The 26604-nt window shown below is 68.9% G+C and carries 20 protein-coding genes; 15 read left to right on the top strand and 5 right to left on the bottom strand.

The window, feature by feature from the left end:
- The first annotated feature begins 25 nt into the window (after positions 1–25).
- From HMPREF1868_RS06775 to tyrS, 3 genes are all read left to right on the top strand, one after another.
- The gene (locus HMPREF1868_RS06775; RefSeq protein ID WP_062531408.1) at positions 26–1078 is read left to right on the top strand and encodes a ribokinase; all 1053 of its coding nucleotides are present in this window, start codon (positions 26–28) and stop codon (positions 1076–1078) included.
- Between the two features lie 192 nt (positions 1079–1270).
- Positions 1271–3094 (top strand): DUF4012 domain-containing protein, encoded by a 1824-nt coding sequence (locus HMPREF1868_RS06770; protein ID WP_156439436.1) that lies wholly within the window; start codon positions 1271–1273, stop codon positions 3092–3094.
- 60 nt (positions 3095–3154) lie between these two features.
- Positions 3155–4372: a tyrosine--tRNA ligase gene (gene tyrS, locus HMPREF1868_RS06765; protein WP_062531406.1), complete on the top strand. Its 1218-nt coding sequence runs from the start codon at positions 3155–3157 to the stop codon at positions 4370–4372.
- Positions 4373–4441: 69 nt separating this feature from the next.
- Here tyrS and modD read toward each other — a convergent pair whose 3' ends face one another.
- The 4 genes from modD to modA are packed head-to-tail and all read right to left on the bottom strand — an operon-like array spanning position 4442 to position 7693.
- Entirely contained in the window at positions 4442–5299 is an 858-nt protein-coding gene (modD, locus tag HMPREF1868_RS06760) for a ModD protein (protein ID WP_062531405.1), read from the bottom strand.
- Positions 5300–5310: 11 nt separating this feature from the next.
- On the bottom strand, positions 5311–6027 hold the full coding sequence (locus HMPREF1868_RS06755; RefSeq protein WP_062531404.1) for an ABC transporter ATP-binding protein: 717 nt from the start codon (positions 6025–6027) through the stop codon (positions 5311–5313).
- The gene (locus HMPREF1868_RS06750; RefSeq protein ID WP_062531403.1) at positions 6027–6857 is read right to left on the bottom strand and encodes an ABC transporter permease; all 831 of its coding nucleotides are present in this window, start codon (positions 6855–6857) and stop codon (positions 6027–6029) included. Before HMPREF1868_RS06750 ends, HMPREF1868_RS06755 begins: the two co-directional genes overlap by 1 nt.
- A 2-nt stretch (positions 6858–6859) precedes the next feature.
- Positions 6860–7693, bottom strand: a complete 834-nt coding sequence (modA, locus tag HMPREF1868_RS06745) for a molybdate ABC transporter substrate-binding protein (protein WP_062531402.1) — start codon at positions 7691–7693, stop codon at positions 6860–6862.
- A gap of 433 nt (positions 7694–8126) precedes the next feature.
- On the opposite strand from modA, the gene HMPREF1868_RS06740 reads away from it, so the two are divergent.
- The 7 genes from HMPREF1868_RS06740 to HMPREF1868_RS06710 all read left to right on the top strand — a co-directional run bounded on the left by HMPREF1868_RS06740 (position 8127) and on the right by HMPREF1868_RS06710 (position 20606).
- Positions 8127–10751: a U32 family peptidase gene (locus tag HMPREF1868_RS06740; RefSeq protein WP_197414968.1), complete on the top strand. Its 2625-nt coding sequence runs from the start codon at positions 8127–8129 to the stop codon at positions 10749–10751.
- A 122-nt stretch (positions 10752–10873) separates the two neighbouring features.
- On the top strand, positions 10874–11131 hold the full coding sequence (locus HMPREF1868_RS06735; protein WP_062531400.1) for a NifU family protein: 258 nt from the start codon (positions 10874–10876) through the stop codon (positions 11129–11131).
- Between the two features lie 82 nt (positions 11132–11213).
- Entirely contained in the window at positions 11214–12038 is an 825-nt protein-coding gene (gene lgt / locus HMPREF1868_RS06730) for a prolipoprotein diacylglyceryl transferase (RefSeq protein ID WP_062531399.1), read from the top strand.
- A 251-nt stretch (positions 12039–12289) separates the two neighbouring features.
- Complete coding sequence (locus tag HMPREF1868_RS10175; protein WP_156439435.1) at positions 12290–17542, top strand: DUF4430 domain-containing protein; 5253 nt, start codon at positions 12290–12292, stop codon at positions 17540–17542.
- On the top strand, positions 17539–18243 hold the full coding sequence (locus tag HMPREF1868_RS06720) for a DUF4430 domain-containing protein (RefSeq protein WP_062531397.1): 705 nt from the start codon (positions 17539–17541) through the stop codon (positions 18241–18243). Before HMPREF1868_RS10175 ends, HMPREF1868_RS06720 begins: the two co-directional genes overlap by 4 nt.
- Before the next feature lie 3 nt (positions 18244–18246).
- Positions 18247–19176 carry an energy-coupling factor transporter transmembrane component T family protein gene (locus HMPREF1868_RS06715; RefSeq protein ID WP_156439434.1) on the top strand — a complete coding sequence of 310 codons (930 nt, stop codon included), beginning with the start codon at positions 18247–18249 and terminating at the stop codon, positions 19174–19176.
- Positions 19176–20606 carry an ABC transporter ATP-binding protein gene (locus HMPREF1868_RS06710; RefSeq protein ID WP_062531395.1) on the top strand — a complete coding sequence of 477 codons (1431 nt, stop codon included), beginning with the start codon at positions 19176–19178 and terminating at the stop codon, positions 20604–20606. Before HMPREF1868_RS06715 ends, HMPREF1868_RS06710 begins: the two co-directional genes overlap by 1 nt.
- 295 nt (positions 20607–20901) lie before the next feature.
- On the opposite strand, the gene HMPREF1868_RS06705 is transcribed toward HMPREF1868_RS06710, so the two are convergent.
- Positions 20902–21318, bottom strand: coding sequence for a hypothetical protein (locus tag HMPREF1868_RS06705; RefSeq protein ID WP_062531394.1), 417 nt, complete (start codon positions 21316–21318; stop codon positions 20902–20904).
- Positions 21319–21451: 133 nt separating this feature from the next.
- On the opposite strand from HMPREF1868_RS06705, the gene HMPREF1868_RS06700 reads away from it, so the two are divergent.
- The 5 genes from HMPREF1868_RS06700 (at position 21452) to HMPREF1868_RS06680 (ending at position 26525) form a co-directional block, all read left to right on the top strand.
- The gene (locus tag HMPREF1868_RS06700; protein ID WP_156439433.1) at positions 21452–22168 is read left to right on the top strand and encodes an ECF transporter S component; all 717 of its coding nucleotides are present in this window, start codon (positions 21452–21454) and stop codon (positions 22166–22168) included.
- A gap of 54 nt (positions 22169–22222) precedes the next feature.
- Positions 22223–23128, top strand: coding sequence for an SGNH/GDSL hydrolase family protein (locus tag HMPREF1868_RS06695; RefSeq protein ID WP_062531393.1), 906 nt, complete (start codon positions 22223–22225; stop codon positions 23126–23128).
- A gap of 109 nt (positions 23129–23237) precedes the next feature.
- Positions 23238–24035, top strand: a complete 798-nt coding sequence (locus HMPREF1868_RS06690; protein WP_009278979.1) for a YebC/PmpR family DNA-binding transcriptional regulator — start codon at positions 23238–23240, stop codon at positions 24033–24035.
- Between the two features lie 113 nt (positions 24036–24148).
- Complete coding sequence (locus HMPREF1868_RS06685) at positions 24149–25159, top strand: J domain-containing protein (RefSeq protein WP_062531392.1); 1011 nt, start codon at positions 24149–24151, stop codon at positions 25157–25159.
- A gap of 157 nt (positions 25160–25316) precedes the next feature.
- Positions 25317–26525, top strand: a complete 1209-nt coding sequence (locus HMPREF1868_RS06680) for an FprA family A-type flavoprotein (RefSeq protein ID WP_062531391.1) — start codon at positions 25317–25319, stop codon at positions 26523–26525.
- The last annotated feature ends 79 nt before the right edge of the window (positions 26526–26604 follow it).

Here is a 26604-nt window from a genome sequence, read left to right as displayed (position 1 = left end):
ACGGAGGCCTGGCCCGGGGGATGGTATGCTGGAGCCCCTGGATGATGGCGAGGAGCTTGGGGCCAACGCCGCGACGCTCGATCGCATGCTCTCTGGGGACATCGAGACCCAACAGGCGTCAGGGAGGAAGTGCGGCATGAGGAAGGTCGTCGTATTCGGTAGCCTCAACACCGACATGTCCATCGAGTGCGACCGGCTTCCCGAGCTCGGGGAGACCGTGCGCGGGTCCGGCTTCGTGACAGTGCCCGGCGGCAAGGGGGGCAACCAGGCCGTCGCCTCCGCGCGCATGGGGGCGGACACCTTCATGGTGGGCAAGGTCGGCAACGACCCCAACGGGCGCGAGCTCGTCTCGTCCCTGGCCATGCACGGGGTGGTATGCATGAACGTGAGCGCCACCACGCGCGCGCCGACGGCGACCGCGGTCGTGCTTCGCACCAAGGGCAACAACCACGTCATCCTGGACGCCGGCGCCAACGAGAAGATGACCTACGAGGAGGTGCGGGCCGCCATCCACGGCCTGCGCGGCCTCGGAAACATCTTCCTGACCCAGCTCGAGTGCGACTTCGACGTGACCATGAAGGCGATATCCTGCGCGAAGCGCAACGGGCTCTACACCGTGCTCAACGCATCGCCCGCCCGCGAGCTGCCCGACGAGATCTACCCCCAGCTCGACCTCCTCTGCGTCAACCGCACCGAGTGCGCCGCCATCAGCGGGATCTGCCCCGAGGACGACGAGTCGGCCAAGGAGGCGCTGCGCTTCTTCGCCGGCAAGGGCGCCCGTGACGTCATCGTCACGCTGGGCTCCGAGGGCTCCGTGGCGCTCAGCCACGGCAAGTTCGTGCGCATCGACCCCTTCCCGGTGGACGCGGTCGACTCCACGGGCTCCGGGGACGCCTACCTCGGGGAGGTCGTCGCCCACCTCGCCTTCGGCGGCACGCTCAAGGGCGGCATGGTCTATGGCTCCGCCGCCGGCGCGCTCTGCGCCACGAAGGTGGGCGGGCAGGACACCATGCCCAGCTGGGCGGAGGTGGAGGCCCTCGCCAAGGACCGCGTGGCGGAGCTTGGCCCAGGCGCCTAGCCCCTCGGCACGATCGGACGACCAGGGAGCCCGGGGGCCAACGCCCCGGGCTCCCCTTATGCTCAGATGCTGGAATGTCGCCGGCAGGCCTGCCGCACGCCCTGGCGTGTGAGAGACTCTAGAGAGCTGTGCGTGCGTCCGCGGAAGCTCCGCCGGCGGCGCCAGGAATCCCGAGCGAGCGATTGGACTCTCATGGCCAGGCATTTCTCCGACCTCCAGCAGACGATGGGACGGGGCTTCGCCCGTGTGGGCGAAGATGGCCCCAAAGGGGGCCCGGAAGGAGGGGAGCCAGGCTCCAGCCATGTCGTGGCCGTCGTGGTCGTCTGCGCCGTCGTCTGCCTCCTGGCGCTCATGGCCGTGGGAGGATGGCGCCTCTACGTCTCGGCCCAGAGGGTGAAGGCCGAGGCCCAGCAGGTCGTGGGCAGCGTGGACGGGCTCAAGGCCGCGCTCAAGGACGGCGACGCGGAGAGGCTCTCGTCCATCGCCGCCGACGTCAACGGGGCGGCGCACGGCATGCAGAACGAGACGTCCGGCCTCCTCTGGGCCGCCGGCTCGCTCGTTCCCGTCGTGGGCAGTGACGTCTCGAGCGTCCGGAGCCTCGCCAACGTGCTCGTCGACCTCTCTGACAACGCGCTCACCCCGCTTGCCGCGAATCCCGATGCCCTTCAGCTCAAGGGGCTCGTGAGCGATGGTGCCGTGAACGTCGAGAGGGTCAAGGAGCTGGCCGCCCTCGAGCAGCAGCTCTCTCCCGTCGTCCGCCGCAGCGTCCAGACCATCGCTGGGCTGCCCAAGGCCCACCTGTCCCAGCTCGCCTCCGCCCTCGACAAGGTCCAGGCCAAGGTGGGCAAGGCGGACGAGGCCCTCGCCAAGGCGGACGCCATCGTGCCCCAGCTTCCCGCCATGCTCGGCGCCGACGGCCAGACGAGGAACTACCTCGTCGTCGCCCAGAACAACGTCGAGCTGAGGGCCACAGGTGGCTTTGCCGGCTCATGGACGACGCTCAGCGTCACCGACGGCGTCATCCAGATGGGGGACTCCCTCACCCTCCAGCACGCCGCGAACTTCCCCTTCGACTGGAGCGACGAGGAGCGCGCGGTCTTTCCCATGGTCAGCGTGGACGACCCCAGCGGCGTCAACTTCACGCCCGACTTCACCCGCGCCGGCGCACGCTTCGCCGAGGCGTACCAAGACAACACGGGAAGCCGCGTCGACGGCGTGGTGGGAATCGACCCGGTCTTCCTCCAGAGGCTGCTCTCGCTCACGGGTGGCGTCGTCGCCTCGGACGGGACCGAGGTGAACGGCGACAACGCCGCCGCAGAGCTCATGAACGGCGTCTACTGGCGCTACCCGGACAACCCCGACTACCAGGACGCGTTCTTCGCCGAGGTCGCCGGCCTGTCCTTCCAGAAGGTCCTGGGGGGGTTGGGCGACGTCGACGTGAAGAGGCTCTCCGACGTCATCGAGAAGTCCGCCGACGACCATCGCCTTCAGGTCTGGATGGCCGATGCGGACGAGGAACGGGCGATGGACGGCCTGGGCATGTCCGGGGGGATCGGACAGGACGAGGCCACCCCCGTCCTCGGGGTCTACCTCAACGACAACACCTGGTCGAAGATCGACTGGTACCTCTCCTGCGAGACGACCGTGGGCGAGGGCGTGCGAAACCCCGACGGCAGCACGACCTACGAGGTGGTGACCTCCCTGACGAACAACGGCAGCGAGGACGAGTTCGCAGGCATGCCCGAGTACATCTCGGGAAAGAACCCTGACAAGTGGAGCGTGGGTGACATGATCACCATCCCGCTGGTCCTGGGGCCAGCTGGCGGCCACGTCGACGGCCTCATCGTCTCTGACGGCAGCAGCCTCGACGAGCACACCCTCTACGGCCTCGACGCCTGGACGGGCACCCTGCACGTCGGTGCCCAGCAGACGGTCCAGCTGAGCTACAAGGTCACCGTCTCCCCGAAGGCGACCGCGCCGCTTGCCGTGCGCACCACCCCCCTGGCCCAGGAGTAGAATCCAAGGCCGCGTGCCATCGCGCGCACGTCCATCCGACCACCCATGGAGGTAAGTTCGTTGCTTTCTGTCGAAGAGCAGCTCAAGGTCATCACGTCCGGAACCATGCAGATCGTCCCCCTGGACGAGCTCAAGGTGAAGCTCGAGAAGGGCACGCCCCTCAACATCAAGCTGGGCGTCGACCCCACCAGCCCCGACCTTCACCTGGGGCATGCCGTCCCCCTGCGCAAGATGCGCCAGTTCCAGGACCTCGGCCACAAGGTCACCCTCATCATCGGCAACGGCACGGCGCTCATCGGCGACCCCTCGGGCCGCGACAGCACCAGGCCGCCCCTCACCGAGGAGCAGGTCGAGGCGAACGCCAGGACCTACGTCGAGCAGGCAATGAAGATCCTGGACCCCGAGAGGACGACCATCGTCCATAACGGCGACTGGCTCAAGCCCCTCGACCTTGCCCAGATGCTCAAGCTCATGAGCCAGTTCAACGTGGCGCGCATCCTCGAGCGCGAGGACTTCCACAAGCGCTACGCGGGCGGTCAGCCCATCGCCCTGCACGAGTTCATCTACCCCGTGCTCCAGGCGTACGACTCCGTGGTCATCAAGGCCGACCTCGAGATGGGCGGCAACGACCAGATCTTCAACCTCCTCGCCGGCCGCGACCTCATGCGCGCCATGGGCATGGAGCCCCAGGTAGCCCTCACCATGCCCCTGCTCGAGGGCACGGACGGCGTCAAGAAGATGTCCAAGAGCTATCACAACTACGTCGGCCTCACCGACGAGCCCGCAGACATGTTCGGCAAGGTCATGAGCATCACCGACGAGATGGTCCCGCGCTACTACCGCCTGTGCTCCACGCTCACGGTGGACGAGATCGACGCCATCGACGCCTCCTTCGCGGATGGCAGCGCCGATCCCTACCAGCTCAAGCGCGCCCTGGGTCGCAACATCGTTGACCTCTACCACGGCGAGGGCGCGGGAGCGTCCGCCGAGGCCGCCTTCGACGCGCAGTTCAAGAAGAACGAGGCGCCCGAGGATACCCCCGAGTTCCCCCTCTCGCTGGTCCAGCCCAACGACGAGGGCAGGGTCTACCTGGCCAAGTTGCTCGTCGACCTCGGGATCGCCAAGTCTGCGGGAGAGGCGCGTCGCCTCATCGACGGCGGTGGCGTCAAGGTCGCCGGGCAGCCCATTGCCCCCAAGGACTACAACGTGGCCCCCGAGCTCTTCGAGGCGGGCTGCTACGTACAGGCGGGCAAGAAGCGCTGGGCGCGCCTGGTCTAGGAGGCTCGGGACTCGTCCCTTCGAGCACATGATGCGGGCACCTACCATGCATGGTAGGTGCCCGTTGCGTCAGATTGCCTCCATCCGTGCGGTCATGTCGATGGGGGGCGCGTTGAACGGTGCCGTGGTCACGATGCCGTCGACGCCCGTCGCGGCGTAGGACTCGGCGTTCCCCTCGTTCACGCCCCCTGCGGCTATCAGGGTCAGCTGCGGGTCCGCCTCGCGGAGTCGCAGCACCAGGTCCGCCAGCTGGTCGACCGGGATCTTGTCGAGCTGGATGCCGTCGACGAGCCTCCTGCCATCCAAGCCGCGCGCGAGCTCCAGGGCCTCGTCGGGCCCTGCCTCGACGAACAGCTTCTTCTCGACGCAGGAGCCCCTGACCTCCGCGAGCCTTCGTGCCAGGCCGTCCATCCCGTCCAAGAATGCCACGTGCTGAGAGAACACGAGGACCGTCTCGGAGAGGCCCAGGCGATGCGGCCAGGCGCCACCCGCGTGGACTGCGAGGGTGAGGAGGTCCTTGGCGCCCGGCAGGCTCTTCCTCGTCGTGAGGACCTCGCAGGAGGGGTTGGCGCGGTGTGCCGCGTCGACCATCCGCCGGGTCTTCGTCGCCACTCCCGAGAGGTGGTCGAAGAGGTTGAGCGCGACCTTCCAGCCCATGTGCAGCTGGCCCGCCGCGCCCTCGACGACCATGAGGGTGCCGCCGGCCGCGATTCTGCTCCCGTCCGGCTCGAGCGAGACGACGGTGGCGCCCAGGCGTTCCATGACGCGCGCCGCCACGTCCCCGCCCGCCAGCACGCAGTCCTCGCGGGTGAGGTACTCCATGCGCCCCCTCCGCCCTCCGATGCCCAGGAGCTCGCAGGTGAGGTCGAGGTAGGGGATGTCCTCGGATATAAGCTGGTCGATGCGCTGGTCAGGAATGAATGTCATGCGGATCCTTCTTAGGGTTGGATTCCAAGAAAACGTGCCACGTCGTCCTCGTGGGTGGTGCGGAGCAGCAGCGTGGAGTCGACCACGGTCCTGAGCCTGCCGTCGAGGACGATGCCCACGCGCTCCGACATCTCCTGCGCCTCGCTGAAGTCGTGCGTGACGAACAGCAGGGTGCAGCCGAAGTCGCGGACGACGCGCCTCACGGCGTCGCGTATGTCGCCTCGTGTGGTCGGGTCCAGCGCGCTGAACGGCTCGTCCAGGACGAGCATCCCCGGACGCGTCGCCAGAGCCCGGGCGAGGGCGACGCGCTGCGCCTCGCCTCCGCTGAGCAGGTTGGGATGCGCGTCGGCAAGGTGGCCGACCCCCAGGAGTTCGAGGAGCTCCTGGGCTTGCCACCGCGCCTCGTGTGTCCCGGCACCCATCCTCTGCGGGCCATAGGCGACGTTGTCCACCACGCTGAGGTGGGGGAACAGCAGGCAGTCCTGGTACAGCAGCCCGATGCGACGGTCCCTGGGATCGAGCTCGCGGACGTTCGTCCCGTCGAGCTCGATGCTTCCCTCGCTGACCTCGCACGCGCCGGCTATGCTCTCCATGAGGACCGTCTTGCCTGACCCCGTCCGTCCGAGCACGGCGAAGGACTCGCCGGGGGAGATGCTCAGCCGCGGCACCCTCAGGACGAACTGCCCCCTACGCACGACGAGCCCCCTGATCTCGATTCCGATGCCCATCAGACCTCACGAGCTCCTTCTGCGCGCGAGACGGGGTGCCCGCCCAGGACGTTCGCCGCCGTCAGGGCGGCCGCAGAGACGAGGAGCATGATCATCGCGGTCGCCATCGCCGTGTCCGTGTCTCCCGTGGAGATGCTCAGGAAGATGCTCCCGGGCAGCGTCTCGGTCCGCATGCGCGTCACGCCGACCAGCATGAGCGTGGCGCCGAACTCACCCATTCCCCTCGCCCAGGTGAGGACGAGTGCCGAGACGAGCTGGTTTCGGCACAGGGGCAGCGTGATGGTCCTGAACACGTCCCACGAGCCCGCGCCCAGCGTCCTCGCCACGAACTCCATGCGTCGGTCGACCCCGCACAGGGCGGTTCTCGACATGCGGAGGGCGAAGGGCACGTTGACGGCCATCTGGGCGAGGACGATGCCCGCGGGCTGGAAGACCACCGAGACGCCATGGTCTCGCAGGGCCACCCCGAAGGGGGAGGAGAAGATTACCAGGAGGGCGAAGCCCAGGACGATGTAGGGCAGCGACAGCGTGAGCTCCACGAGGGTCTCGAGCGCGCGTCGGCAGGGGAGGCCTCCCCTCGTCATCGCCCAGGCGCACGGGAGGGCGAGCGCCATGCACAGGGCGGTCGAGAGGGAAGACGTCATCACGCTCATGCGGAGAGAAAACATGACCTCTTCGGACGAGAGGGCAAGGCCCAGATGGGCGATTCCGTTCGCCGCGATCGCGAGGATGGTGGTGCCCATGAAGAGGACGAGCACCGCGCTCGTCGCGACGCACAGGACCGGGAACAGCTCTCTCCTCCGAGTGGTCGCCAGGTGAGAACGATGCATCCCTAGACCGTCTCGTAGCCGTGGGACTCCCAGATCTTCCGAGCTTCGTCGCTGGTCAGGAACCCGACGAACTCCGAGAGTGCCTCGCTGTCGGACGCGCCTGACAGCTCCGCCGCGGGGACGGTCTTGGCGAAGGGCTCCATGTCGGACTCCGCCACGATGGAGACCCCCTCCCCGACGTTCTCCTTCCATACGATGCCGGCGTCCCCCTGCCCGTTCGCGAGCGCGGCGGAGATCTGCGGGGCGGTGGTCGTGGTCGAGACCCTTCCTTGCACCTCGTCCCAGATGCCGGCCTTCGTCATCGCCGCCCGAGCGACCTTTCCGATGGGGGTCGACTCGGGGTCGCCTATGAGTATGGCGTCGGCGTTCGCGAGGTCGACAATGGACTGGATGTTCCTGGGGTTCGAGCTCGGAACGGCGAGGACGGGGATGTGCCGCACGAGGTCCGTGCTGGCGGCCAGGGCGTCCCCCAGCCTCTCCGTCTCCTCGACGGAGCCGGCTATCCACAGGTCGCCCGTGCCGGACTCGCGTATCTGCGTGGCGATCTGTGCCGCATTGGCGTAGGTGACGTTCATGGTGCAGCCGGTCTCGTCCTGGAACCTCTGGGCTATCTCCTTGAACGGTTCGGCCATGCCGGCGCCGCAGTACACGTTCAGGGACTTGCCGGAGAGGGGAGCGGATGAGGCGACGTCCTTGCCCCCATTCGTCCCACCGTCGTCCGCCCCGTTCCCGGAGCAGCCGGGGAGTGCCCAGACGGAGAGCAGCGATGCGGCCGCCCCGAGCCGTAGCAGTCCGCGTCGGGTGATTGCTGGGTGGGTAAGCTCGTGCCTGAACATGGGTCTCTCCAATCCTTTGGTGGCTGCGCCCGGCCATAGGGTGGTGACTGCCCGCGGTCCCCCAAGGCTCCCGCCGCGCCCGACCTGCCGCCGGTCCTTTCCACCCGTTATAACTTATCGTGGATATCGATATTGCGAGCTAATCGCATTCCATAAATATAATAAATTCTTATATTTAATTATGTACAAAATATATCGACTGGCGATGCATGGTGGCATGGCGGGCCAGGCGACCTGGACGCATGGGCCTGGATCGTGCCCCCCGGCCCACCATCACGCCATCGGGGCACGTCCCCCGCCTCGTCCCGCACGTACGCGTAAGCAGCGTCGCGTGCGTGGCCTCTGCCTGTGTTCGCTTCTTTCTGGCGCCGTCCAGCGCCCCCCTGGGGTAGAGTCTCTCCCGTCTTTGGAGGGGACGTCGACGAGGATGGGCATGGGGACGTTCGGATCGGGGAAGGCTGCGCCGGCGGAGGCGCAGGCCAGCAGAGCCTGTGAGTCGATCGAGGGTGTGGCGGCGGGTCGCCCCCACATTCCCGCTGTGCCGCACAGCTTTCGCGAGAGGCACGGCGTGCCCGAGCTTCTTGCGCCCGCAGGCGGTCCCGAGCAGTTCAACGCCGCGTTGGCAGCCGGTGCCGACGCCATCTACTGCGCCCTGGGCAGCGACTTCAACGCCCGCCGTGGCGCCCATAACTTCAACTACGAGACCTTCGGGCGCGCCTGCCGCGACGCGCATCTGGTCGGCTGCCGCGTGTACGTGACGGTCAACGTCGTCATCCGCACCGACGAGATGCCTCGCGCGCTTGCCCTGGTGAGAAAGGCCTGGCTCCTGGGCGCCGACGCCTTCATCATCCAGGACTGGGGCCTGCTCATGGAGGTTCGCCGCCGCTTCCCGCAGATGGAGTGCCACGTCTCGACTCAGGCCAACGTCCATGACGCCCGCGGCGTCGCCTGGTGCCGCGACCTTGGGGTGGGCCGCGTCACCCTCTCGAGGGAGCTCTCGGTTGACGAGATAGCCACGATCGCCCGCGAGGGCGTGGAGCTCGAGGGCTTCGGCCACGGTGCGCTCTGTTTCTGCTACTCGGGCGTCTGCATGATGAGCTCGCTCAAGGGGAACCGCTCGGCCAACCGTGGCCTCTGCGCCCAGCCTTGCCGCCTCCCCTACGAGCTCCTGGACGGGCGGGGGAGGGTCGTCTCCGCCGAGGGCCGTGGTCGCCCGCTCTGTCCCAAGGACTACTGCACGGTCGACGACCTCGCGCGCCTTAACGACGCCGGGCTGGGCTCTCTTAAGGTCGAGGGCCGCATGAAGGCCCCCGACTATGTGCACTCGGTCGTCTCGTCCTATCGCCTCGCCCTCGACGAGCTCGCGGCCGGGCGCACGTCGACCCCGTCCGAGAGCGACCTGATCCACGACCGGCTCCGCCGCGCCTTCAACCGCGACTTCACCGACAGCTACCTGGACCACCGCTCGGACGACGACATGATGAGCTACGAGCGCTCGAACAACCGGGGCGAGCTCGTGGGAAGCGTCGTGGGCAGCCGTGACCTGGGCGGCGGAAAGGTGAGGCGCGGGGGGTCCAACGGCGGTCGCGAGCGCCTCCGCAGCAAGACCTTCGCCGAGATCGACGTCCTGCTCGACCGCCCGGTCGGTGCAGGCGACCTTCTGGAGCTCCGTCCCCAGGACGATTCCAGCCAGTTCCTTACCGCGCACGCCCCTTCGGACGCGCTGCCGGGCGACACCATCAGCTGCCGCGCCACCCGCGTGCTGCCTCGGGGCAGCGCCGTGCGCGTGATTCGCTCGAAGCGTGCCATGGACGACGCCGCGCGCGCCGCCACGGGCGAGCTCAGGCCGCGACGCGGCGTAGACGTGCGCGTCGTCTCTCACCTGGGCCAGCCCTTCGCCGTCGAGCTCGTCTGCTGCGACGGGAGCGCATCGGCGCGGGCGGAGGGCTTCGTCGTCGAGCCCGCGCGCACCCGTCCCGTGACGCGCGAGGACCTCGTCGAGCACGTGGGTCGCATGGGCTCGTCCCCCTTCGAGCCCCGCTCGTTCGAGGTCGAGCTGGACGAGGGCTGCGGCATGGGGTTCAGCGCCGTCCATGCGCTGCGCGCCCGGGCGGTGGAGGAGCTGACGCGCCAGGTCGAGGCACCCGTCAGGGCGCGCGCGGAGGGCCTCGCCACGGTGCCCGACCTTCGTGACATCGAGCTCGAGCTGGGAAACCTGAGAGGCGCACCAGCCACGCAGGGTGCGGGAGCGGCCGAGGTCTGCGCCCTGGTGGACGACCTCGACTCGGCGGAGGCGGCGGTTAAGGCAGGCGCCACGCGTCTCTATGCCACGCCCGAGGCGCTGCGGGACATGGATGGGCTCGTGCTGCCCGGGGGCTGCGTCCTGGTTCCCTGGCTCGACGAGGTCTGCCGCGAGTGCGACCACGAGCGCCTCGATGCCCTCGTGAGGCCCGGGGCGCCCTGCGCGGTGGGCAACGTGAGCGAGCTCGCCCTCGCCGCCCGGAGGGGTGCCATGGCCGAGGTCCGCGATTGCATCCCCGTGCACAACACCAGCGCCGCGGTCGCCCTCGAGCGCGCCGGCGCCGCGGGCATCTGGCTCTCGCCCGAGCTCACGCTGGAGGAGGGCTGCGCGCTCGCGCGGGCTGCCTCGGTGCCCACGGGCCGCATGGTCCTTGGGCGCACGCGCGCCATGACCAGCGAGCATTGCGTCCTCCAGGTCGCGGACCGCTGCATACACGACTGTCCGCGCTGCGCCCTGAGGAGGCGCCCGCACAGCCTGAGGGCGACCGACGGAAGCCTCATGCCCGTCCGGACCGACGTGCACGGCCGTAGTCGCATCTATGCCGCCACGCCCCTGGACGCCACGCCTGAGCTGCCGGAGCTCCTCGCGGCGGGGATGACGCGCTTCATGGCCGACTGCACGCTCCTCTCGCCCGACGAGGCCGCCTCCGCCGTCGGCCGCGTCGCCGCCGCGCTCAAGGCCGTCCAGGCGGGCCGACCTCCCCTCCGTCGCCTCGCAAACCACGACTCAGGCCACCTCTTCGAGGCGATCGACTGACGGCGATGGTCACTTCTGGGTTTTGTGGGGCGTCCTCGGAGTCTTGCGGCGAGGTTTGGGTAGACTCAGCAACGTAAATGGAATCGATGTGGTGGGAATTGCCGCACGAGGAGAGGAAGAGCATGGCAGACGAGCAGAGGACCCCGGTCAACCGCGAGCTCCTGGACGCGACCCTGGGCGTCATCCGCCAGAGCCTCCAGGCCGATGGGGGCGACGTGGTGCTGGTCAACGTCAACGACGAGGGCGTCGTGACCCTCGAGATGCAGGGCGCCTGCGCGGGCTGCCCGCTCTCGAGCTACGACATGAGCGAGGGCATCGAGCGCATCCTCAAGGAGCACGTGCCCGGCGTCACCAAGGTCGAGCCCGCCATGGCGTGGTAGCACCTGTAGGAGCGTTCGACGCTGCGGTCCCGGGAGGGGCCGCAGCCATTTTTTGCCCCGTGGGCAGGCGAGAGGAGCCTTCATGTGGCTTGATGCCATCTACCAGGGACTGAACCCCATCGCGTTCACGCTGGGCCCGCTCTCGGTCCGCTGGTACGGGCTGGCCTACTTCGCGGGCTTCGTCTGCGCTGGCGTCGCCATCTGGAAGGTTTCTAGACGCTGGGGCATAGAGCTCAGCCTGGACGACCTGACGGAGGTCATGGTGGGCATCGCCCTCGGGGTCATCCTGGGCGGTCGCCTCGGCTACGTGCTCTTCTACGGGGACGGCTTCTACCTGGCCAACCCGCTCAAGATCCTTGCCCTCTCCGAGGGCGGGATGAGCTTCCACGGGGGGCTCGTCGGCGCGGTGCTGGGAGGCTCGCTCGCCTGTCGCAGGCTGCACCTCTCCATCCCCACGGTCGCGGACCTCGCGGTCATCGGCGCACCCCTGGGGCTCTTCTTCGGCCGCTGCGCCAACTTCGTGAACGGGGAGCTCTGGGGCAAGGAGACGAGCCTGCCCTGGGGCGTCATGTTCTGGAACAACGGCGGTGGCCACGTGTACCGCCACCCCTCCCAGCTCTACGAGGCCCTGCTCGAGGGCGTCGTGATGTTCTGCGTCCTCTATGTGCTCTCGCGTCGCAGCCCGGTACGTCCCCAGGGGACCTTCCTGGGAACCTTCCTCGCGCTCTATGGCTGCTTCCGCTTCCTCGTGGAGTTCGTGCGCCTTCCCGACGCCCAGCTGGGCTACCTCCTGGGGACGGGTTGGCTCACCATGGGTCAGTGCCTCTCGCTTCCCCTGGTCGTGCTGGGGGTGGGGGTCCTCGTCTGGTCGCGCAGGGCGGCACGCCCGCAGCGGGGCAGGTCGTAGGGTCTGCCGAGGCCCCTTGCCCGGCCTCGGGACGGCATCCCAGCTGCTAGAATGATGCCCAACTGAAAAGACACCGAGGGCACGGTCCTACAGCTGCAAAGCCTAGGAAAAAGGATTCCGGTTCGACTCCGGACCAGCGGGAACTGTGTTCCAGGGAGAGGCGCGCCATGCGTGCGCGCCGTCTGGCGGGCGCGTGCGGCGCCTCCATCCTGCCTGCCCTCTTCGTGCCCTTTGGGGCGAGAGGAGCGGGAATGCGCTTTCCCACACCGGTCAAGCTGGCCCAAGGCGGCCTTGCGGTCGTGCTCTCTCTCGGCCTGGCGCTGGGCGGCGTCCCCGCCCAGGCCTGGGCCGAGGTGGCATCCGATGGGGGAGGGGCGGCTGCCGCCGAGGCCGTGGCCCAGCCAGGCCTCGAGTCGGATGGCGCCCCAACGTCAGGGCCGTCGGACAAGGGCGGCGCCCAGGCCCAGGAGCATCTGGACCAGTTCCTGAGGGACACCCGAATTATCTCCGGCGGGGGCGACGCCGTCCAGAAGTCTGCCGACGGACTGAGCTACGACATCGGCTACAAGACGAAGAACGGTAGCCCGAACACCTCCCTCAACTTCCGTCCCCTGGTCAACGACAAGACGTATTCCTACGCGCTGACCGTCGAGCAGAACGCCTACGTCAGCGCGAGCAGGGGCATCACGAGCGGCAGGTTCAACATCGTCGGGCGTCCCGTCGGCGGCGACGCAACCGTAGCGCTCACCATACGGGCCTACGCGCCCGGCACGAGCGCTTCCGCCATGGAGGACGGGAACGCCAGGGAGCTGGCGCACGCCACGGTCACCCTCGTGCTCGAGCCCGGTCCCACGACCTACCAGGTCGACCTTTCCCCCGTAGACGCTAAGACGGGCAAGAGGGTCGACGCGACCGCGGTCAAGGTCAACGAGGGCAACTCTTGGGGTAGCTCGGTCCGTCCCAACGACCAGGGGCTCTACGAGCTCGACTCCACCAAGACCTACTACGTGAAGGTGACGGCCGACGGCTACGAGGACTACGAGGACGGCAGCTTCAGGCCTGCCGGCAACGGCTCCGCGGGCATCAAGCTGAATCCCCTCGCCTTCGTGGACCTCTCCTTCAGGGCGGTCGACGCAACGGGCGCCCAGATCAAGGGTGCGAAGGTCGTCGTGAGGAAGGGCGGCTACTCCGGTCAGGTCCTCTCTCCCCAGCCCGACGGCAGCTATCGCGTCGTCGTCGGGCAGAAGCTGCAGGTCAGCGCATCTGCCGACCACTACGGTCAGGCAACGAGGACCCTTTCCGTCACGGAGGGCATGGCCGCGTCGCAGGACGTCCAGCTGAAGCTCAGCGAGGTGGTCGTGAGCTTCGTCGGCATCGACGCCGACGGCAGCGTTGACGCCGGCGCGAAGGTCACCGTGACCCATGTCGAGGAGGACCCCTACGGAGAGGACGAGGACGAGACGGTGACCGACCGGCCGGGAGCCGACGGCCGCTACGCGCTTGCGCTCTCGGACGGCCCCTACGCCGTCACCATCACGGGCTCCGACGGCTACAAGGCGCGCACGACCTACGAGCCGGACGGCAGCAAGGCCGAGGACCTCGTCCGCCTCAAGCTCTATGACGACCCCAACCAGGCCAGGGTGGACGCCCTGGCGAGGGCCCTGGATGACGCGCTTGGCGCACTCAGGCCGTGCTACCGCAAGGACAAGAACGCCAACGAGCTCGTGCGCAGCCTGCTCGCGGAGAAGCTGGGCAAGCCCGCCCTCGAGGGAGTCACGGTCTCCGTCGCCTCGACGGCAGACCCCCAGCGCGTCGCGGCCGACGGAAGCATCGGCTACCGGAGGTCGTCCCTCGACGGCAGCTTCCACAACCCCAACGTAAGCTGCAGCTTCGCCTTCGCGGCGGACGACTGCACGGCGGTCTCGAAGCCCAAGAGCGTCACCATAGGCTGGGATCAGGATTACTTCCACAGCCAGATGGAGGTCGAGGGACAGGCGCTCGACACGGAGTCCATCCTCGGGGGCAATTCCTCTCTGGATTCAGTGGCCTCCGACCTCGCGCTGCCATCGAGCCTGCAGGCAGACCAGCGCAAGGCGTACTCCAGCGTTCGTTGGTCGAGCTCCGACGAGGCGACGGTCGACACGGCGGGCAAGGTGACCCGCGGTGCCGTGGACAAGAGGGTCACGCTCACGGCGACGCTCGTCCCCAACGACTCAAACCTCAACGCCAACGTCGAGAGGGCGGCGGACTTCGGCAGCGTGACCAAGGTCTTTGAGGTCACGGTCAAGGCCGATCCCGAGAAGGTCGCCTCTGAGTCCGCGCGCCTGCAGTCGGCACTTGACGACAGGTTCGTCTACCCGAACCTGAGCTACTCGAGCGGTGGCCCCATCCCGGCGAATGGGGAGGGCATAGACGCCGACCTGCAGCTTCCCACGACGCGCACCCTGGGCGTGGACGGCAAGCTGGATCGCGTGAGCTACTCCAGCTCCACTGACGCGATCAAGGTGAACGGCTATGCCGCCCGGGTCGTGCGCCCGCTTCCCGGGGAGCAGGAGGGCGAGGCCGAGCTCACCTGCACCATCCAGAGCAGGGAGAATCCCGAGGTGAGGGCCAGCAAGACCCTGCGACTTTCCGTCAAGCCGCTGGACTCCCAAGAGGTCGGCGCCGCCCTCGACCTGATGGCAAGGGTCAAGGCGGGTTACGCGGCCGCCCTCGCGGCCGGGCAGTCGCCGCTCGGCATATCCAAGAACCTCTCCACCTTCCAGAAGGCGTACCTGGACGACTCGGGCGAGCTGCGCTGGGCGCGCAACGTCTCCGAGTCGTCGGCGCACGCGGGCGTCGTTCCCGAGCAGTTCCCCGAGTACGACAGCATGGGCAGCTACGACCAGGCGCGCACCTTCCGCTCGAGCAACACCAAGCTCGTGCTCAACGAGACGCTGCAGCTCGCCTGGAACGCCGACAACAGCACCATGCTCAGCCTATTCAGCCCCCAGCCCACCTACAACCAGGAGGTCACCGTCAGCTCCGTGCTGACGGACGAGCGCTACTCCGAGCTTGCGAGGCTCCGTGGGGACGACCCCGTCTGGGGAGAGAGGCTCCGCTCCCTCGTCTCGCAGCCGGTCTCCGCGCAGCTGAGGGTGCTGGGCACGACCGGCGTCGACGCACCCAGGCCACAGGTCGAGGTCAAGGCATCCGTCATAGGAAGGGATGCCTTCGGAAGCCCCGAGGTCTGGGCGCGTGAGGCCAGCTACGCGCTGGACGAGGGCTCGACTGCAGATGTGCTCACCGAGAGGATGCTCCAGGGGACGGGGCTCGCCCACGAGTCCCAGAACGGCCAGTACGGCTACTACCTCTCGACCATCAGCTCGCCTGACGGGAGCCGCAGGCTCAGCTACGACCAGGCCTCCGGCAGGTATTGGCAGCTCTTCGTGAACGGCGTCGCCGCCGACGAGGGGGCGGGCGGAATCACGTTGAAGAAGGGTGATTCCATCGTCTGGTGCTACTCGGCCTACGGTGACAAGCTGCCCGAGGACGACAAGAGGATGGTCACGGCCAAGGTCCGGGTCGTGGGGCCTGGCGCGGGGGGCGCAGACGTCAGTTGGGTCTCTTCCCGCGAGCTGGCTGTGCCCGAGGGAACCACGGCGGCTCAGCTCTCCAAGCAGGTGCTGAACGACGCCGGCTTCGACGTGGACGATGGCATCTACACCATCTCCGCCCGCTCGGGGCAGACGCTTCCCAACGGGACATCGCAGCTTGGAGCAGTCCAGGGACAGGACGGCGGCTGGAGCTGGTGGCAGTTCTTTGTCAACGGCGAGATGTCGAAGGAATACGCGTCCAACTACGTCCTGGGCCCAGGAGACGAGATCGTCTGGGCGTACGGAACGGAGAAGAGGGAGTACCCAAAGAACGACGTCACCGTCGATCCTGGCCTCAGCCTCCCGGACTGGCCATCCGAATGGCCGGGCTTCAGGGGCGAGGGCGAAAAGGGGTCCACTTCCGCGGCAACCCCCGTCGAAGGCGGCGAGGCGCAGTGGACCTTTGCTCCGAGTGCGGGCGAGGGGGCGCCAAGCGATCCCGTCCTTGCGGGCGGTAGGGTCTTCGTCGCGAGGGGAGACGTCCTCTATGCGCTTGATGCCACCACGGGGAAGGAGCTTGGCAGTGCCCAACTCCTCACCTCGGTCGACTCCACGGCACGCCTGGTGTACGACGGCGGTCTCGTAGTCGTTCCTCTGCACGGTGGGCGCCTTCAGGCCGTCGCGGCAGACAGCCTGAAGACCAAGTGGGCGATAAAGGACGCCCTCCCCGGGTCCAACGGCCTGCCCCAGCAGTCGCTGAGCACCCTGACGGTGCAGGGCGGCTACCTGTACTACGGCACTGCCGCAGCGGACGCCGGTGGCGGTTCGCAGGGCGGCTACCTCCTCTGCGTGAGCCTGCGGGACGGTAGCATTCGCTGGAGGAGGGAGAACTCCCAGACGGGCTTCTACTGGTCGGGCGTCACGCTCGTCGGAGGTCGTGCCATAGTCGCGGATGACTCCGGTGCCGTTCGCGTCCTCGACGCATCGGACGGCAGGGAGCTGGGGACCCTCGACCTGGGGGAGTCATCTCGCGCCGGCGTCGTTGCTTCCCCCGACGGCAAGGTCATCTTCGTGGTCACCAGGGACGGAGTGCTTCACCGCCTCGCCCTGGGTGCAAGCGGCGAACTTCGCGAGGAGGACCGGGTCAGGTTCAGCGACTACAGCACCTCGACGCCCACGCTCGTGGGCGGGAGGCTCTACGTGGGTGGCAGGAGGCTCCTGAACGGAAGGTATGCGGGGGGCATCTACGAGATAGACGCCTCGTCGATGAGGGTCGTCTCCAAGGCCGAGGTCCTGAAGTCCGGTGCGGCGCTTCCCGGAGAGGTCAAGTCTAGCCCCCTGGTCCGCACGGGCGAGGACGGGACCTACGTCTACTTCACCTGCAACGCACTCCCAGGTGGCGTCTACCTGTTCAGGGCCGGTGATTCCGGGGCGACGCTCCTGTACCAGCCCGAGGCTGGCCGGCAGCAGTTCGGCATTACCTCGGTGGTTGCCGGAGCTGACGGCAGCCTCTACTACGGCAACGACTCGGGCATGCTCTTCAAGCTCGTCGGCGGCGGCCCGATTGAGCAGCCGAAGCAACGCGATCAGGACGGCTCGGGTGGCGCGAGTGACAGGCGGGGCTCTGGGGCGCACGGCAACGGTGGTGGCGCAAGCGCGTCCGGCGAAGGCTCCGGCGGAGCCACCTCGTCCGGCGTTGGGGTCGGAAGTGGAGGCGGCACCTCCACGGCTGCCGGCGATGGCAAGGGCGCGGCGTCGAAGTCCACGGGCAAGTCCAAGGATGCCAGGTCCGCCTCCGAGGATGACGCGGCATCCCCCCGCGCGCGGAGGCTTCCGCTCTGGCCCATCGTGGGCATGGCGGGCGGCGTGGCGGTCCTGGCGCTCTGCCTGGCGTGGTGCAGGCGCGGTGACGAGGGGGAGCGGGCATGAGCGCACGTAGGCAGAAAGTCGTTCGCGGCGCTCTCTCGGCCGTCTCCGTCCTCGTCATAGCCTTCTGCGCGTGGTCCATGTCCCAGTACGCGAGGGGAGAGGACCCGCTGGCATCCCTGACGGCCGTCTCCGGACCCTCGCTTGCCACGACCCAGGAGGCGGCTGCCGGTTCGGGCATGGCAGCCGCTGCCTCGGAGTCCAGCTCGACGGGCGAGGGCCCTGCCAGCGCAGGCGATCAGGGGGAGTCCAGCTCGGAGGGGCGGTCGTCGGACACCTCCTCAGAGACGTCGGCTGCACCGCAGGACAAGCCTGCGGAGGGCTCTGAAAGGGGGAGTGACGAACCGGTCGAGGGTGCCTCGTCGGATTCGTCCGCGGGCGCCCCGTCCGAATCGACGGCCTCGGCGCCTTCCACGGACGACGGCCTCATCTCGGTCACCGTCTCCGTCAACGGGCGCGCCTCCACCGTCCGCGTGCGCGAGGGTGCCACGGCATATGACGCGCTCTGCGCCGTGGCGTCGGTGGACGCGGGCGCGAATCCCTATGGCTCGGGCAGCTGGGTCTACGTCATCGACGGCGTGGGGAGCACGGACATGTCCGGGGGCCACGGCTGGGTCTACGCGGTCGACGGCTCCAGTCCCAGCGTCATGAGCGACGAGTGCCCCGTGTCTGATGGCTCGGTCGTGAGCTGGAGCTACGTCTAGCCCATGGCAGCCTCAAGTCCATACCGCCCCTTCTCAACCTGCCACCCGGTGGTTCCCCTCGCCTGCGTCCTGCCCACGCTGCTCATGGCGATGCTCGTCGTGCAGCCGGTCTACGTCGGCATCTCGCTGGCGGGGGGCCTGCTCCTCTCGTCCCTCGTCCTCGGTCCCTCGGCCATCCTGGCCCGCCTGCGCTGGCAGCTGCCGTTCCTCGCCCTCATTGTGCTTCTCAACCCGCTCTTCGTCAGGGCGGGATCGACCGTCCTCTTCGAGCTCGGCCCCCTCGCGCCGAGGCTGGAGGCGCTCCTCTACGGTCTCTGCATGGGCGCGACCCTCGCCTCCGTCCTCCTGTGGTTCGAGTGCTGCGGCCAGGTCCTGGACGCGGACGGCGTGCGCGACGCCTGGGGCGGGCGCCTTTCTAGCCTCGCCCTCGTCACGTCCATGACGTTCCAGCTGCTGCCGCGCCTGCTGTACCGTGTGCGGCAGGCGGAGGGCGTGCTTGCCGCCTGCACGGCGGCGGAGGGGACGGGCGGCGCCCCAGGCGAGCCCGTCGAGGAAGGTGGCCCGGCCACGCACGCGCACTGGGCGCTCCCGGTGCGCCGCAGGGTCCGCTCCCTGGGCGTGGTCCTCGGCTGGGCCCTGGAGGACTCCCTCGAGCGTGCCGACTCGATGCGTGCCCGAGGCTGGGGAGCCCTGCCTCACAGGAGCTTCTACGCCCGGCAGCGCCTGCGCGCTGCGGACGTGACGCTGGCCTTGGCATTCACTCTGCTGGGGGTGCTGAACGCCCTCCTCGCCCGGGTGGCGCTCGGCCAGTGGCACTTCTATCCCCAGATGCCCCGGCTCATGGCCTGGTGGGGCTACCTTCCCTTCGTGCTGCAGGTCCTGCTGCCCAGCCTCGCGGTCCTTGCGGACAGAGTGTCTTGGAGGTCACGCTGATGCCCAAGGCCCTGCGCATGAGCCACGTCGGCTTCGCCTATCCCGATCCCGCCAGCGAGGGCGCCTGCCTGCCCCCCGTGCTGGGGGACGTCTCCCTCGAGCTCGACGAGGGAGACTTCGCCGTGCTCGTTGGGGCAACGGGTAGCGGCAAGTCCACCCTCCTGCGCCTCGCCAAGCCCCAGATGGCCCCTGTGGGCAGGATCGTGGGGGAGCTCGAGGTCGAGGGCGTACCCGCGGCGTCCCTCGCCAACGACGCGCGCCTTGGCGTCTCGCTCGTGGGGTACGTGTCCCAGGACCCCCAGGCCCAGCTCGTCTGCGATGGAGTTCTGAGGGAGCTGGCGTTCGGCCTCGAGAGCCTCGGCGTCCCCCAGCCGGAGATGCGCCGTCGCGTGGCGGAGACGAGCTACTTCCTGGGCATGGGGCCTTGGCTCCACGCCCGCTGCGCGGAGCTCTCGGGAGGTCAGCTGCAGGTGCTCGCCCTCGCCTCCGTCCTGGCCATGCGTCCGCGGCTGCTGCTGCTCGACGAGCCCACGGCGATGCTCGACCCCGTGGGGGAGGCGACCTTCGCGTCCCTGCTCGGGAGGGCCAACCGCGAGTTGGGCATCACGGTGCTCGTGGCGACGCATCGGCCGGCGCCCTTCGCGGGGTCGGCCACCAAGGCCCTCCTCCTCGAGGAAGGCCAGGTGGGGGAGCTGTCGCTCGAGGCGCTTTCCGGGCGAGAGGCGCTTGGCCTTCGCCCGTCGGGGCCCCGGCCCGACCACGAGGGGGGTGCCGCCTGCCTCGACCTGGCCGACGTGTGGTTCCGCCACGCGCGCGGCGCGGAATGGGTCCTGCGCGGACTCGACCTCTCGCTCGCGCGGGGGGAGTGCCGGGCCCTCGTGGGCGCCAACGGCTGCGGGAAGTCGACGCTCCTCTCGCTCGCCGCCGGCCTGCTGCGTCCCCAGAGGGGCAGGGTCCGCAGGGCCCGCGGCCTCACGCAGGCGCTGCTTCCCCAGAACCCCAAGGCGCTCCTCTCGCTTCCCAGCGTGCGCGAGGAGCTCATGGAGTGGGCGCCACGTTGTGGCTACTCGGAGGGGGATGCCGTGCGCGCCTTGCGCGAGCTGGGGCTGGGCGAGTCCCTCTGGGAGACGCACCCCTACGACCTCTCGGGCGGCCAGCAACAGCTGGTCGCGCTGGCAAAGCTGCTGCTGGCCAGGCCCGGCCTGCTGCTGCTGGACGAGCCCAGCAAGGGGCTCGACCTCGCGGCACGCCGCAGTCTGGGCAGGGCCATGCTCGCCGCGCGCGAGCGCGGGACGGCAGTGCTGGTCGCGACCCACGACCTCGCCCTGGCGCGCGAGCTCGCGGACACGGTCACCCTGCTCTTCGACGGGGAGGCAGCGGTCACCGAACCCAGCCAGGAGTTCTTCGAGAGCTCCTGGCTCTGGCGCTAGCCGTTGTGCGCCTGGGGGCCGGCTGCGCGCAGGAGGAGGCAAGCGGGAGGCACCGTCAGCTGCGCGCCAGTGCGAGCGTGCCGTGAGAGGTGCGAAGTGGGCGGTTGTCCTCCGCCAAAGATGGCCGGAACCGCTCACTTCTCGCACGCGGCGGCGGACGAACCGCCCACATCGACTCTCTCGTGGCAGCGTCGCCGTCGGTAGCCGACCGGGCGCTCGCGCCGCGCTCCCACGGCAGTGTCGTCGGCGGCACTTGGCGGCTGGCGAGGCGTGCGCCTCCCGGGGGAGAGGTCCGCTACTCGAAGCTGAGGAAGACCTCCTCGTCCACCTCGTCCTCGTCGTAGGGGTCGTCGTGGTCGTGGTCGTGCGCCTCGTCGGCGTCGTTCGAGACCCAGCTATAGGCCTCGGCGTCGTCACTTCCGGCGGGCAGGACCGAGCTGATGAGCGAGAGCCCGTCCACGGAGGGGACCACCTTGGTCCATTGGGTGATGAGCGCCTCGGAGGGGGCGGCCTCAAGCTCGACGAGCGAGTCGAGGTTGATGCGCGCCGCGCCCTCGAGGAGGTCCGAGCCCTCGTGCAGCTCCTGCAGGGCGTGGGCGATCTTGGTGAGGGCCTCCTCGGGGTCCGCCGCCTCCACCAGCGCGGGCATGAGGCAGTAGTTCTCGGCGGAGTCCGCCTGGTCGCTGTAGCTGAAGTTGCCAAGGTAGAGCATGGTCTTCTCCCCTCGTCGAGGACTCCTTTGCTCCGCTCTAGACCACTTGCCCGTGTCAGCCCGCCCTGTCGGCCGGACGGTCCCGCGAAGGCGACGGGTGCTATTCTGGACGAATCGAGGAGGGGAGGCGCGCATGGCCGGCACGGAAGGGATGGTGGCCCGGCCCGTCCGGGCCAGGGCGCTTTCCGCGTTGGAGCCCCTCTCGCTCGCGGCGGTGCCCCTTGCCATGGCGGCCTGCGCGATCCTGGGGGTCGAGGCGAGCGCGGGGCTCACCATGCTCGTCCTCGTGCTCTGCCTGACGCTCTTCCTCGCGGGCTACGAGGCCTCGCGCCCGACGCTCCGCCAGCTCGTGCCGACGGCGGTGCTCGCGGCGACCGCAGCGGCGGGGCGGGTGCTCTTCGCCCCCTTCCCGGACGTGAAGCCCGTCAGCGCCATCGCCATCGTCGCAGGCGCGGCCCTGGGCAGGAGGGAGGGTTTCATGGTGGGGGCCCTTGCCGCCCTCGCCTCCAACGCCTTCTTCGGCCAGGGGGCGTGGACTCCCTGGCAGATGTACGCGTGGGGCCTCGTCGGCTACCTTGCCGGGGCGCTCTTCGAGCGCGGCATGCTCGGTCGGCGCGGGGCGCTCTACGCCTTCGGCTTCGTGTCGGCGCTGCTCTACGGGCTCCTGCTCAACGGATGGTACGTGCTGGGCTTCGTCCGGCCCCTGACCTGGCCGGGAGTGCTTGCCGCCTTCGCCGCCGGGCTGCCCCTCGACTTGGTCCATGGCACGTCGACCGTGGCCTTCCTGCTTGCCATCTGGCTTCCCTGGGGAAGGTCCATCCGCAGGGTGGTGGCGAAGTATGGCCTCTAGCGGGACGTCGCGCGCGTCCGTGCCGGCATGCCGGGACCGGAAGGGAGGGCTGCCATGCCGAAGCACCTAGGGGCTCGGGGAGGCGGGGGAGAGGGTCGTCGCCCCCTGGCCGCCTTGGCCGTCGCCTTCGTTCTGTTGCTCGCGATGCTCGCCCCTCGCCTCGTCTCGCAGGTCGGGACCCTCGCGGCGGGCGACGCCCCAGAGACGGGCGGCGCCGGTCCCGACGCGCGCGCGGGCTTCCCGGGTGACTCGGCCGCGACGGCCACGGTCAATGACCCCAGTGCCGGCCAGCCGCAGCCCTCGCCCCTCGCCGACATGCTTGCCTCGGGGGAGCTGGGCTCCATCCGCCTCATAGGGGACTCCATCACCGCCGGCTACCTCTGCGACGGATGGGATGCGCCCTCGGACACCGGCGTCATCGTCTACCAGGGACGGCAGGGGAGCTACGAGGAGGTGGCGACCACCGTCGGCTGCTGGGCCAACGACTTCAGGGCCTGGGCGGGCGAGAGGGGCGTCTCGTTCGTGAACGCGGGGGTCAGCGGGTTCAGGATGCAGTACCTGGCGGAGGACCCCGACGCGTGGCTGGGGGACGGCGCCGACGTGGTCGTGGTCATGCTGGGCACCAACGACGCCGCCAAGGAGCCCCTGGGGGACTTCCGCTCGTGTGCCCGCGACGCCCTGGCGGCCGCCGCGGCACGTTGCCGCCTGCTCGTGGTGGTCTCGCCGCCCGCGAACGAGCGCACCGACGCGCACAACCTCTATGGCATGGACCAGGTGGACTCCGTCCTGGCTGAGCTCTGCCGGGAGGAGGGCTACCTGCACGTCTCGCTCCTTGACGCGCTCGAGCTGGGGACGGGCGACTTCAATCCCGACCAGGTCCACCCCACCAGCTCGGGTTCCCACAAGCTCTGGTCCGCGCTCTCGGGGCAGTTGGGGATTGACCGGGTCGACGCCAGCTGACCGTCTCGCCCGCGTGTCGTGCTTCTGTAGATGCGGGTGCCTCCCTTGTGCGTCCGCCCTGGGTTTGTGTACCATTCGTATGTTTGTTCCAATGTCAGAAGGAGAATCCATGTCCGGACACTCTAAGTGGGCCACCACCAAGCACAAGAAGGCCGCCATCGACGCCAAGCGCTCGGCCCTCTTCTCCAAGCACTCGCGCAACATCACCGTTGCCGCCCGCAACGGGGGGGACCCCAACCCGGACAACAACGCCTCCCTCGCCGCCGCCGTCGCCCGCGCCCGCATGGTCTCGATGCCCAACGCCAAGATCCAGGCGGCCATCGACAAGGCCTTCGGCACCGGCGCCGACGCCGTGGTCTACAAGGAGGTCACCTACGAGGGCTACGGCCCCGCGGGCGTGGCCGTCTACGTCGAGTGCCTGACCGACAACCTCAACCGCACCGCGGCCGACGTGCGCTCCTCTTTCACCCACGCCGGCGGCAACCTGGGCACCACGGGTTCCGTCGCCTTCCAGTTCGAGCGCAAGGGCTCCATCGCCATCGAGAAGGTCATCGTCAGCGACGACAAGAAGGTCGCCGACAAGGAGAACGCCGTCGACGAGGACGAGTTCATGATGGCCGTGGCCGAGGCCGAGGGCGACGACTACGAGGACGCCGGCGACCAGTGGATTGTCTACACCGCCTACGACAAGATGCAGTCCGTCGAGGCCGCCCTCAAGGCGCAGGGCATCGAGGTCAAGGGCTCCGAGCTCACCATGGTTCCCACCACCCCGACCGAGCTCGACCTGAACGACGCCAAGAAGGTCCAGCGCCTCGTCGACCGCCTCGAGGAGCTCGACGACGTCCAGAACGTCTACACCACCATGAGCGTCTCGGACGAGGTCGCCGCCCAGCTGGACGAGGACTAGTCCCGGAAGTGTCCCCCTTGGGGCGCCCATAGCCCGTGGATGCGGCGGCCCCTCGCGGCCGTCGCATTCTTTTGGGGGTCGGGCACGCAGCGAGCGCGAGCAGGGAGTCGCACATGAGGCAGGACATGACGCAGGCACAGGCCGAGGAGGCGCTCGAGCTTCCCGATCGCTACGGCAAGGCGGAGCTGCGCGCCGCCTTCAAGAGGCTCGCCCAGGAGTACCATCCCGACAACGCCGCCAAGAACGGGATCAGCCCGAGGTTCGCACAGCGCAAGATGACCGAGGTCAACAAGGCCTATGCCGTGCTGAAGCCCCTCTTCGAGGGCGACCGCGCCACCGTGCAGCGCGACCTCGTGGGCGGGAGCGTGGGCAGGCACGGCGTGGGCGTCCACTTCGACCCCGCCGGACGGAACTCCACCCGCACGCAGGTGGACGACAGCCTATTCTGGGACGAGGAGGGCAACCCCAGGAGCGCCGCCGCCGAGCGGGACGCCAACGCCGCCGCGGACGCGCCCGGCCACGGCCTCAGACGCCTCCTCCTCGGGCCCTGGCTCATCCGAAGCCTGCTCGTCCTCGCCTTCGCCCTCCTCTGGTACCGGACCTTCCCCTTCGTGGGGGGCAACGAGGCCCGCTTCGACCTGGGCCCTGCGGCGGGCCTCGGTGACTGGGCGCGCACGGTCGCGGCCTGCGTCTACCCCAGCTACCTCCTGCTCTACGAGCTCTTCGCGGGGCATCTGAGCGGGACCCTGCGCGAGGCCGCCAACGGCCTGGTCAGTCACGTCACCCGCATCCACGTCGAGGTGCGTCGGCAGGGGGCCTACCAGTCGAGTCTCGCCGACCTCATAGAGAAGCAGTGGTACGGCATCCTCATGCTGCCGCTGGTGCTCGTCGTCTGCGACTGGGCGCTGGCGCGGCAGGACGCGGCCCAGCGCATGGCCATCCTCGTCCTGGCTGCCCTCCTGGGCCTGGACGCCCTCCTGAGCTGCTTTGGGAGCGGCGTCGCCAACGGCATCGCACGAAGGCTCGCCCAGGCGGTCGAGAAGCGCTACGTCACGGCTCGCATGGAGCTCCTGCGCCGATGCGGCCAGTGGTCCTCCGGGCGCCACGCCGCGCACGCCAGCTAGGAGGGGCCGCGCGCGGCGGCGGGCGGCGCGTACCCGCACGTTCGGCGGACGCGGCGAGATGCCCGCCCCGGCCTGTCAAGGGCGGGAGGCATAGTAGAATGGCGAAAGGCAGAAATACGGGCGGCGGCGGAGCCGTGGTCCAGCGAGGAGAACGCACATGCACAACGTACGCAAGGTAGCGGAGGACACCTGGTGGCTCGGTGCCTCCGACCGCCGCATCGAGCTCTTCGAGAACATCCACAGGGTGCCGGAAGGCATGTCATACAACAACTACCTCGTCCTCGACGAGAAGACCTGCCTCCTGGACGGCGTGGACGAAGCGGTGACCACGCAGTTCTGGGAGAACCTCGACTTCGCCCTGGGCGGGCGCGACCTCGACTACATGGTCGTCGACCACATGGAGCCCGACCACTGCGCCGTCATCCCCGACCTTGTGAGGCGCTACCCCCAGCTGAGGCTGGTGGGGACCGCCCAGGCCTTCAAGCTCATGGGGCAGTTCTTCGACTTCGACGCCGAGTCGCGCGCCATCAAGGTCAAGGAGGGGGACACCCTCGACCTCGGGCGCCACACCCTCCAGTTCGTCTGCGCCCCGATGGTCCACTGGCCCGAGGTCATGGTCGCCTACGACCAGCTCACGGGTACGCTCTTCTCGGCTGACGCCTTCGGCGCCTTCGGTGCCATGAGCGGCTGCATCTTCGCCGACGAGGTCGAGTGGGAGCGCGACTGGGCCGACGAGGCGCGCCGCTACTACGCCAACATCGTGGGCAAGTACGGCATGCAGACCACCGCGCTGCTCAAAAAGGCGTCGAAGCTCGACGTCAGGCTCATCTGTCCCCTGCACGCCCATCTCTGGAGGCGCGACTTCGACCAGATCCTGGGCCGCTACGCCAAGTGGGCCTCCTACGAGCCGGAGCTCCGCTCGGTCGCGATCTTCTACGGCTCCGTGTACGGGCACACGGCAAACGCCGCCGACATCCTGAGCCGCCAGCTCGCCGAGCTGGGCGTGCGCGACGTGCGCGTGTATGACAGCTCCAAGACCGACGTCTCCGAGCTCATCTCGCGTGCCTTCCAGTACTCCCACCTGGTATTCGCCTCGTCGACCTACAACATGGAGATCTTCGACGGCATGCGCGACCTCTTGCTCGACCTGGGCAACCACGGCTTCTCGAAGCGCACCGTGGGCGTCATCTACAACGGCTCCTGGGCGCCCGCCGCAGGCAAGCTGATGCTCGCGCAGCTGGAGGCCGCGAAGGACGTCGAGGTCCTGGAGCCCGTCGTTCACCTCGCCTCGTCCGTGAAGGAGGAGACCGTGGGGGAGCTGGACGCCCTGGCGCACGCCCTCGCCGCCTCGGTCAGGGGAGAGTAGCCAGGTCCGGGCGGGGCGAGTCCCCTCCGCGCGCAACGACCGCGAAGCCCCGTCGGTAGCTGTTGCCGGCGGGGCTTCC

The organism is Olsenella sp. DNF00959 (assembly GCF_001553055.1).
GTDB lineage: Bacteria > Actinomycetota > Coriobacteriia > Coriobacteriales > Atopobiaceae > Olsenella_I > Olsenella_I phocaeensis.
This window is presented reverse-complemented; position numbering and strand designations above follow the sequence as displayed.

Bases quoted from the DNA above. Each gene is read 5' to 3' on its own strand.
- HMPREF1868_RS06775 (WP_062531408.1), top strand. From the start codon at position 26: ATGCTGGAGCCCCTGGATGATGGCGAGGAGCTTGGGGCCAACGCCGCG.
- HMPREF1868_RS06770 (WP_156439436.1), top strand. From the start codon at position 1,271: ATGGCCAGGCATTTCTCCGACCTCCAGCAGACGATGGGACGGGGCTTC.
- modD (WP_062531405.1), bottom strand. From the start codon at position 5,299: ATGACATTCATTCCTGACCAGCGCATCGACCAGCTTATATCCGAGGAC.
- HMPREF1868_RS06755 (WP_062531404.1), bottom strand. From the start codon at position 6,027: ATGGGCATCGGAATCGAGATCAGGGGGCTCGTCGTGCGTAGGGGGCAG.
- HMPREF1868_RS06750 (WP_062531403.1), bottom strand. From the start codon at position 6,857: ATGCATCGTTCTCACCTGGCGACCACTCGGAGGAGAGAGCTGTTCCCG.
- modA (WP_062531402.1), bottom strand. From the start codon at position 7,693: ATGTTCAGGCACGAGCTTACCCACCCAGCAATCACCCGACGCGGACTG.
- HMPREF1868_RS06740 (WP_197414968.1), top strand. From the start codon at position 8,127: ATGGGGACGTTCGGATCGGGGAAGGCTGCGCCGGCGGAGGCGCAGGCC.
- HMPREF1868_RS06735 (WP_062531400.1), top strand. From the start codon at position 10,874: ATGGCAGACGAGCAGAGGACCCCGGTCAACCGCGAGCTCCTGGACGCG.
- lgt (WP_062531399.1), top strand. From the start codon at position 11,214: ATGTGGCTTGATGCCATCTACCAGGGACTGAACCCCATCGCGTTCACG.
- HMPREF1868_RS10175 (WP_156439435.1), top strand. From the start codon at position 12,290: ATGCGCTTTCCCACACCGGTCAAGCTGGCCCAAGGCGGCCTTGCGGTC.
- HMPREF1868_RS06720 (WP_062531397.1), top strand. From the start codon at position 17,539: ATGAGCGCACGTAGGCAGAAAGTCGTTCGCGGCGCTCTCTCGGCCGTC.
- HMPREF1868_RS06715 (WP_156439434.1), top strand. From the start codon at position 18,247: ATGGCAGCCTCAAGTCCATACCGCCCCTTCTCAACCTGCCACCCGGTG.
- HMPREF1868_RS06710 (WP_062531395.1), top strand. From the start codon at position 19,176: ATGCCCAAGGCCCTGCGCATGAGCCACGTCGGCTTCGCCTATCCCGAT.
- HMPREF1868_RS06705 (WP_062531394.1), bottom strand. From the start codon at position 21,318: ATGCTCTACCTTGGCAACTTCAGCTACAGCGACCAGGCGGACTCCGCC.
- HMPREF1868_RS06700 (WP_156439433.1), top strand. From the start codon at position 21,452: ATGGCCGGCACGGAAGGGATGGTGGCCCGGCCCGTCCGGGCCAGGGCG.
- HMPREF1868_RS06695 (WP_062531393.1), top strand. From the start codon at position 22,223: ATGCCGAAGCACCTAGGGGCTCGGGGAGGCGGGGGAGAGGGTCGTCGC.
- HMPREF1868_RS06690 (WP_009278979.1), top strand. From the start codon at position 23,238: ATGTCCGGACACTCTAAGTGGGCCACCACCAAGCACAAGAAGGCCGCC.
- HMPREF1868_RS06685 (WP_062531392.1), top strand. From the start codon at position 24,149: ATGAGGCAGGACATGACGCAGGCACAGGCCGAGGAGGCGCTCGAGCTT.
- HMPREF1868_RS06680 (WP_062531391.1), top strand. From the start codon at position 25,317: ATGCACAACGTACGCAAGGTAGCGGAGGACACCTGGTGGCTCGGTGCC.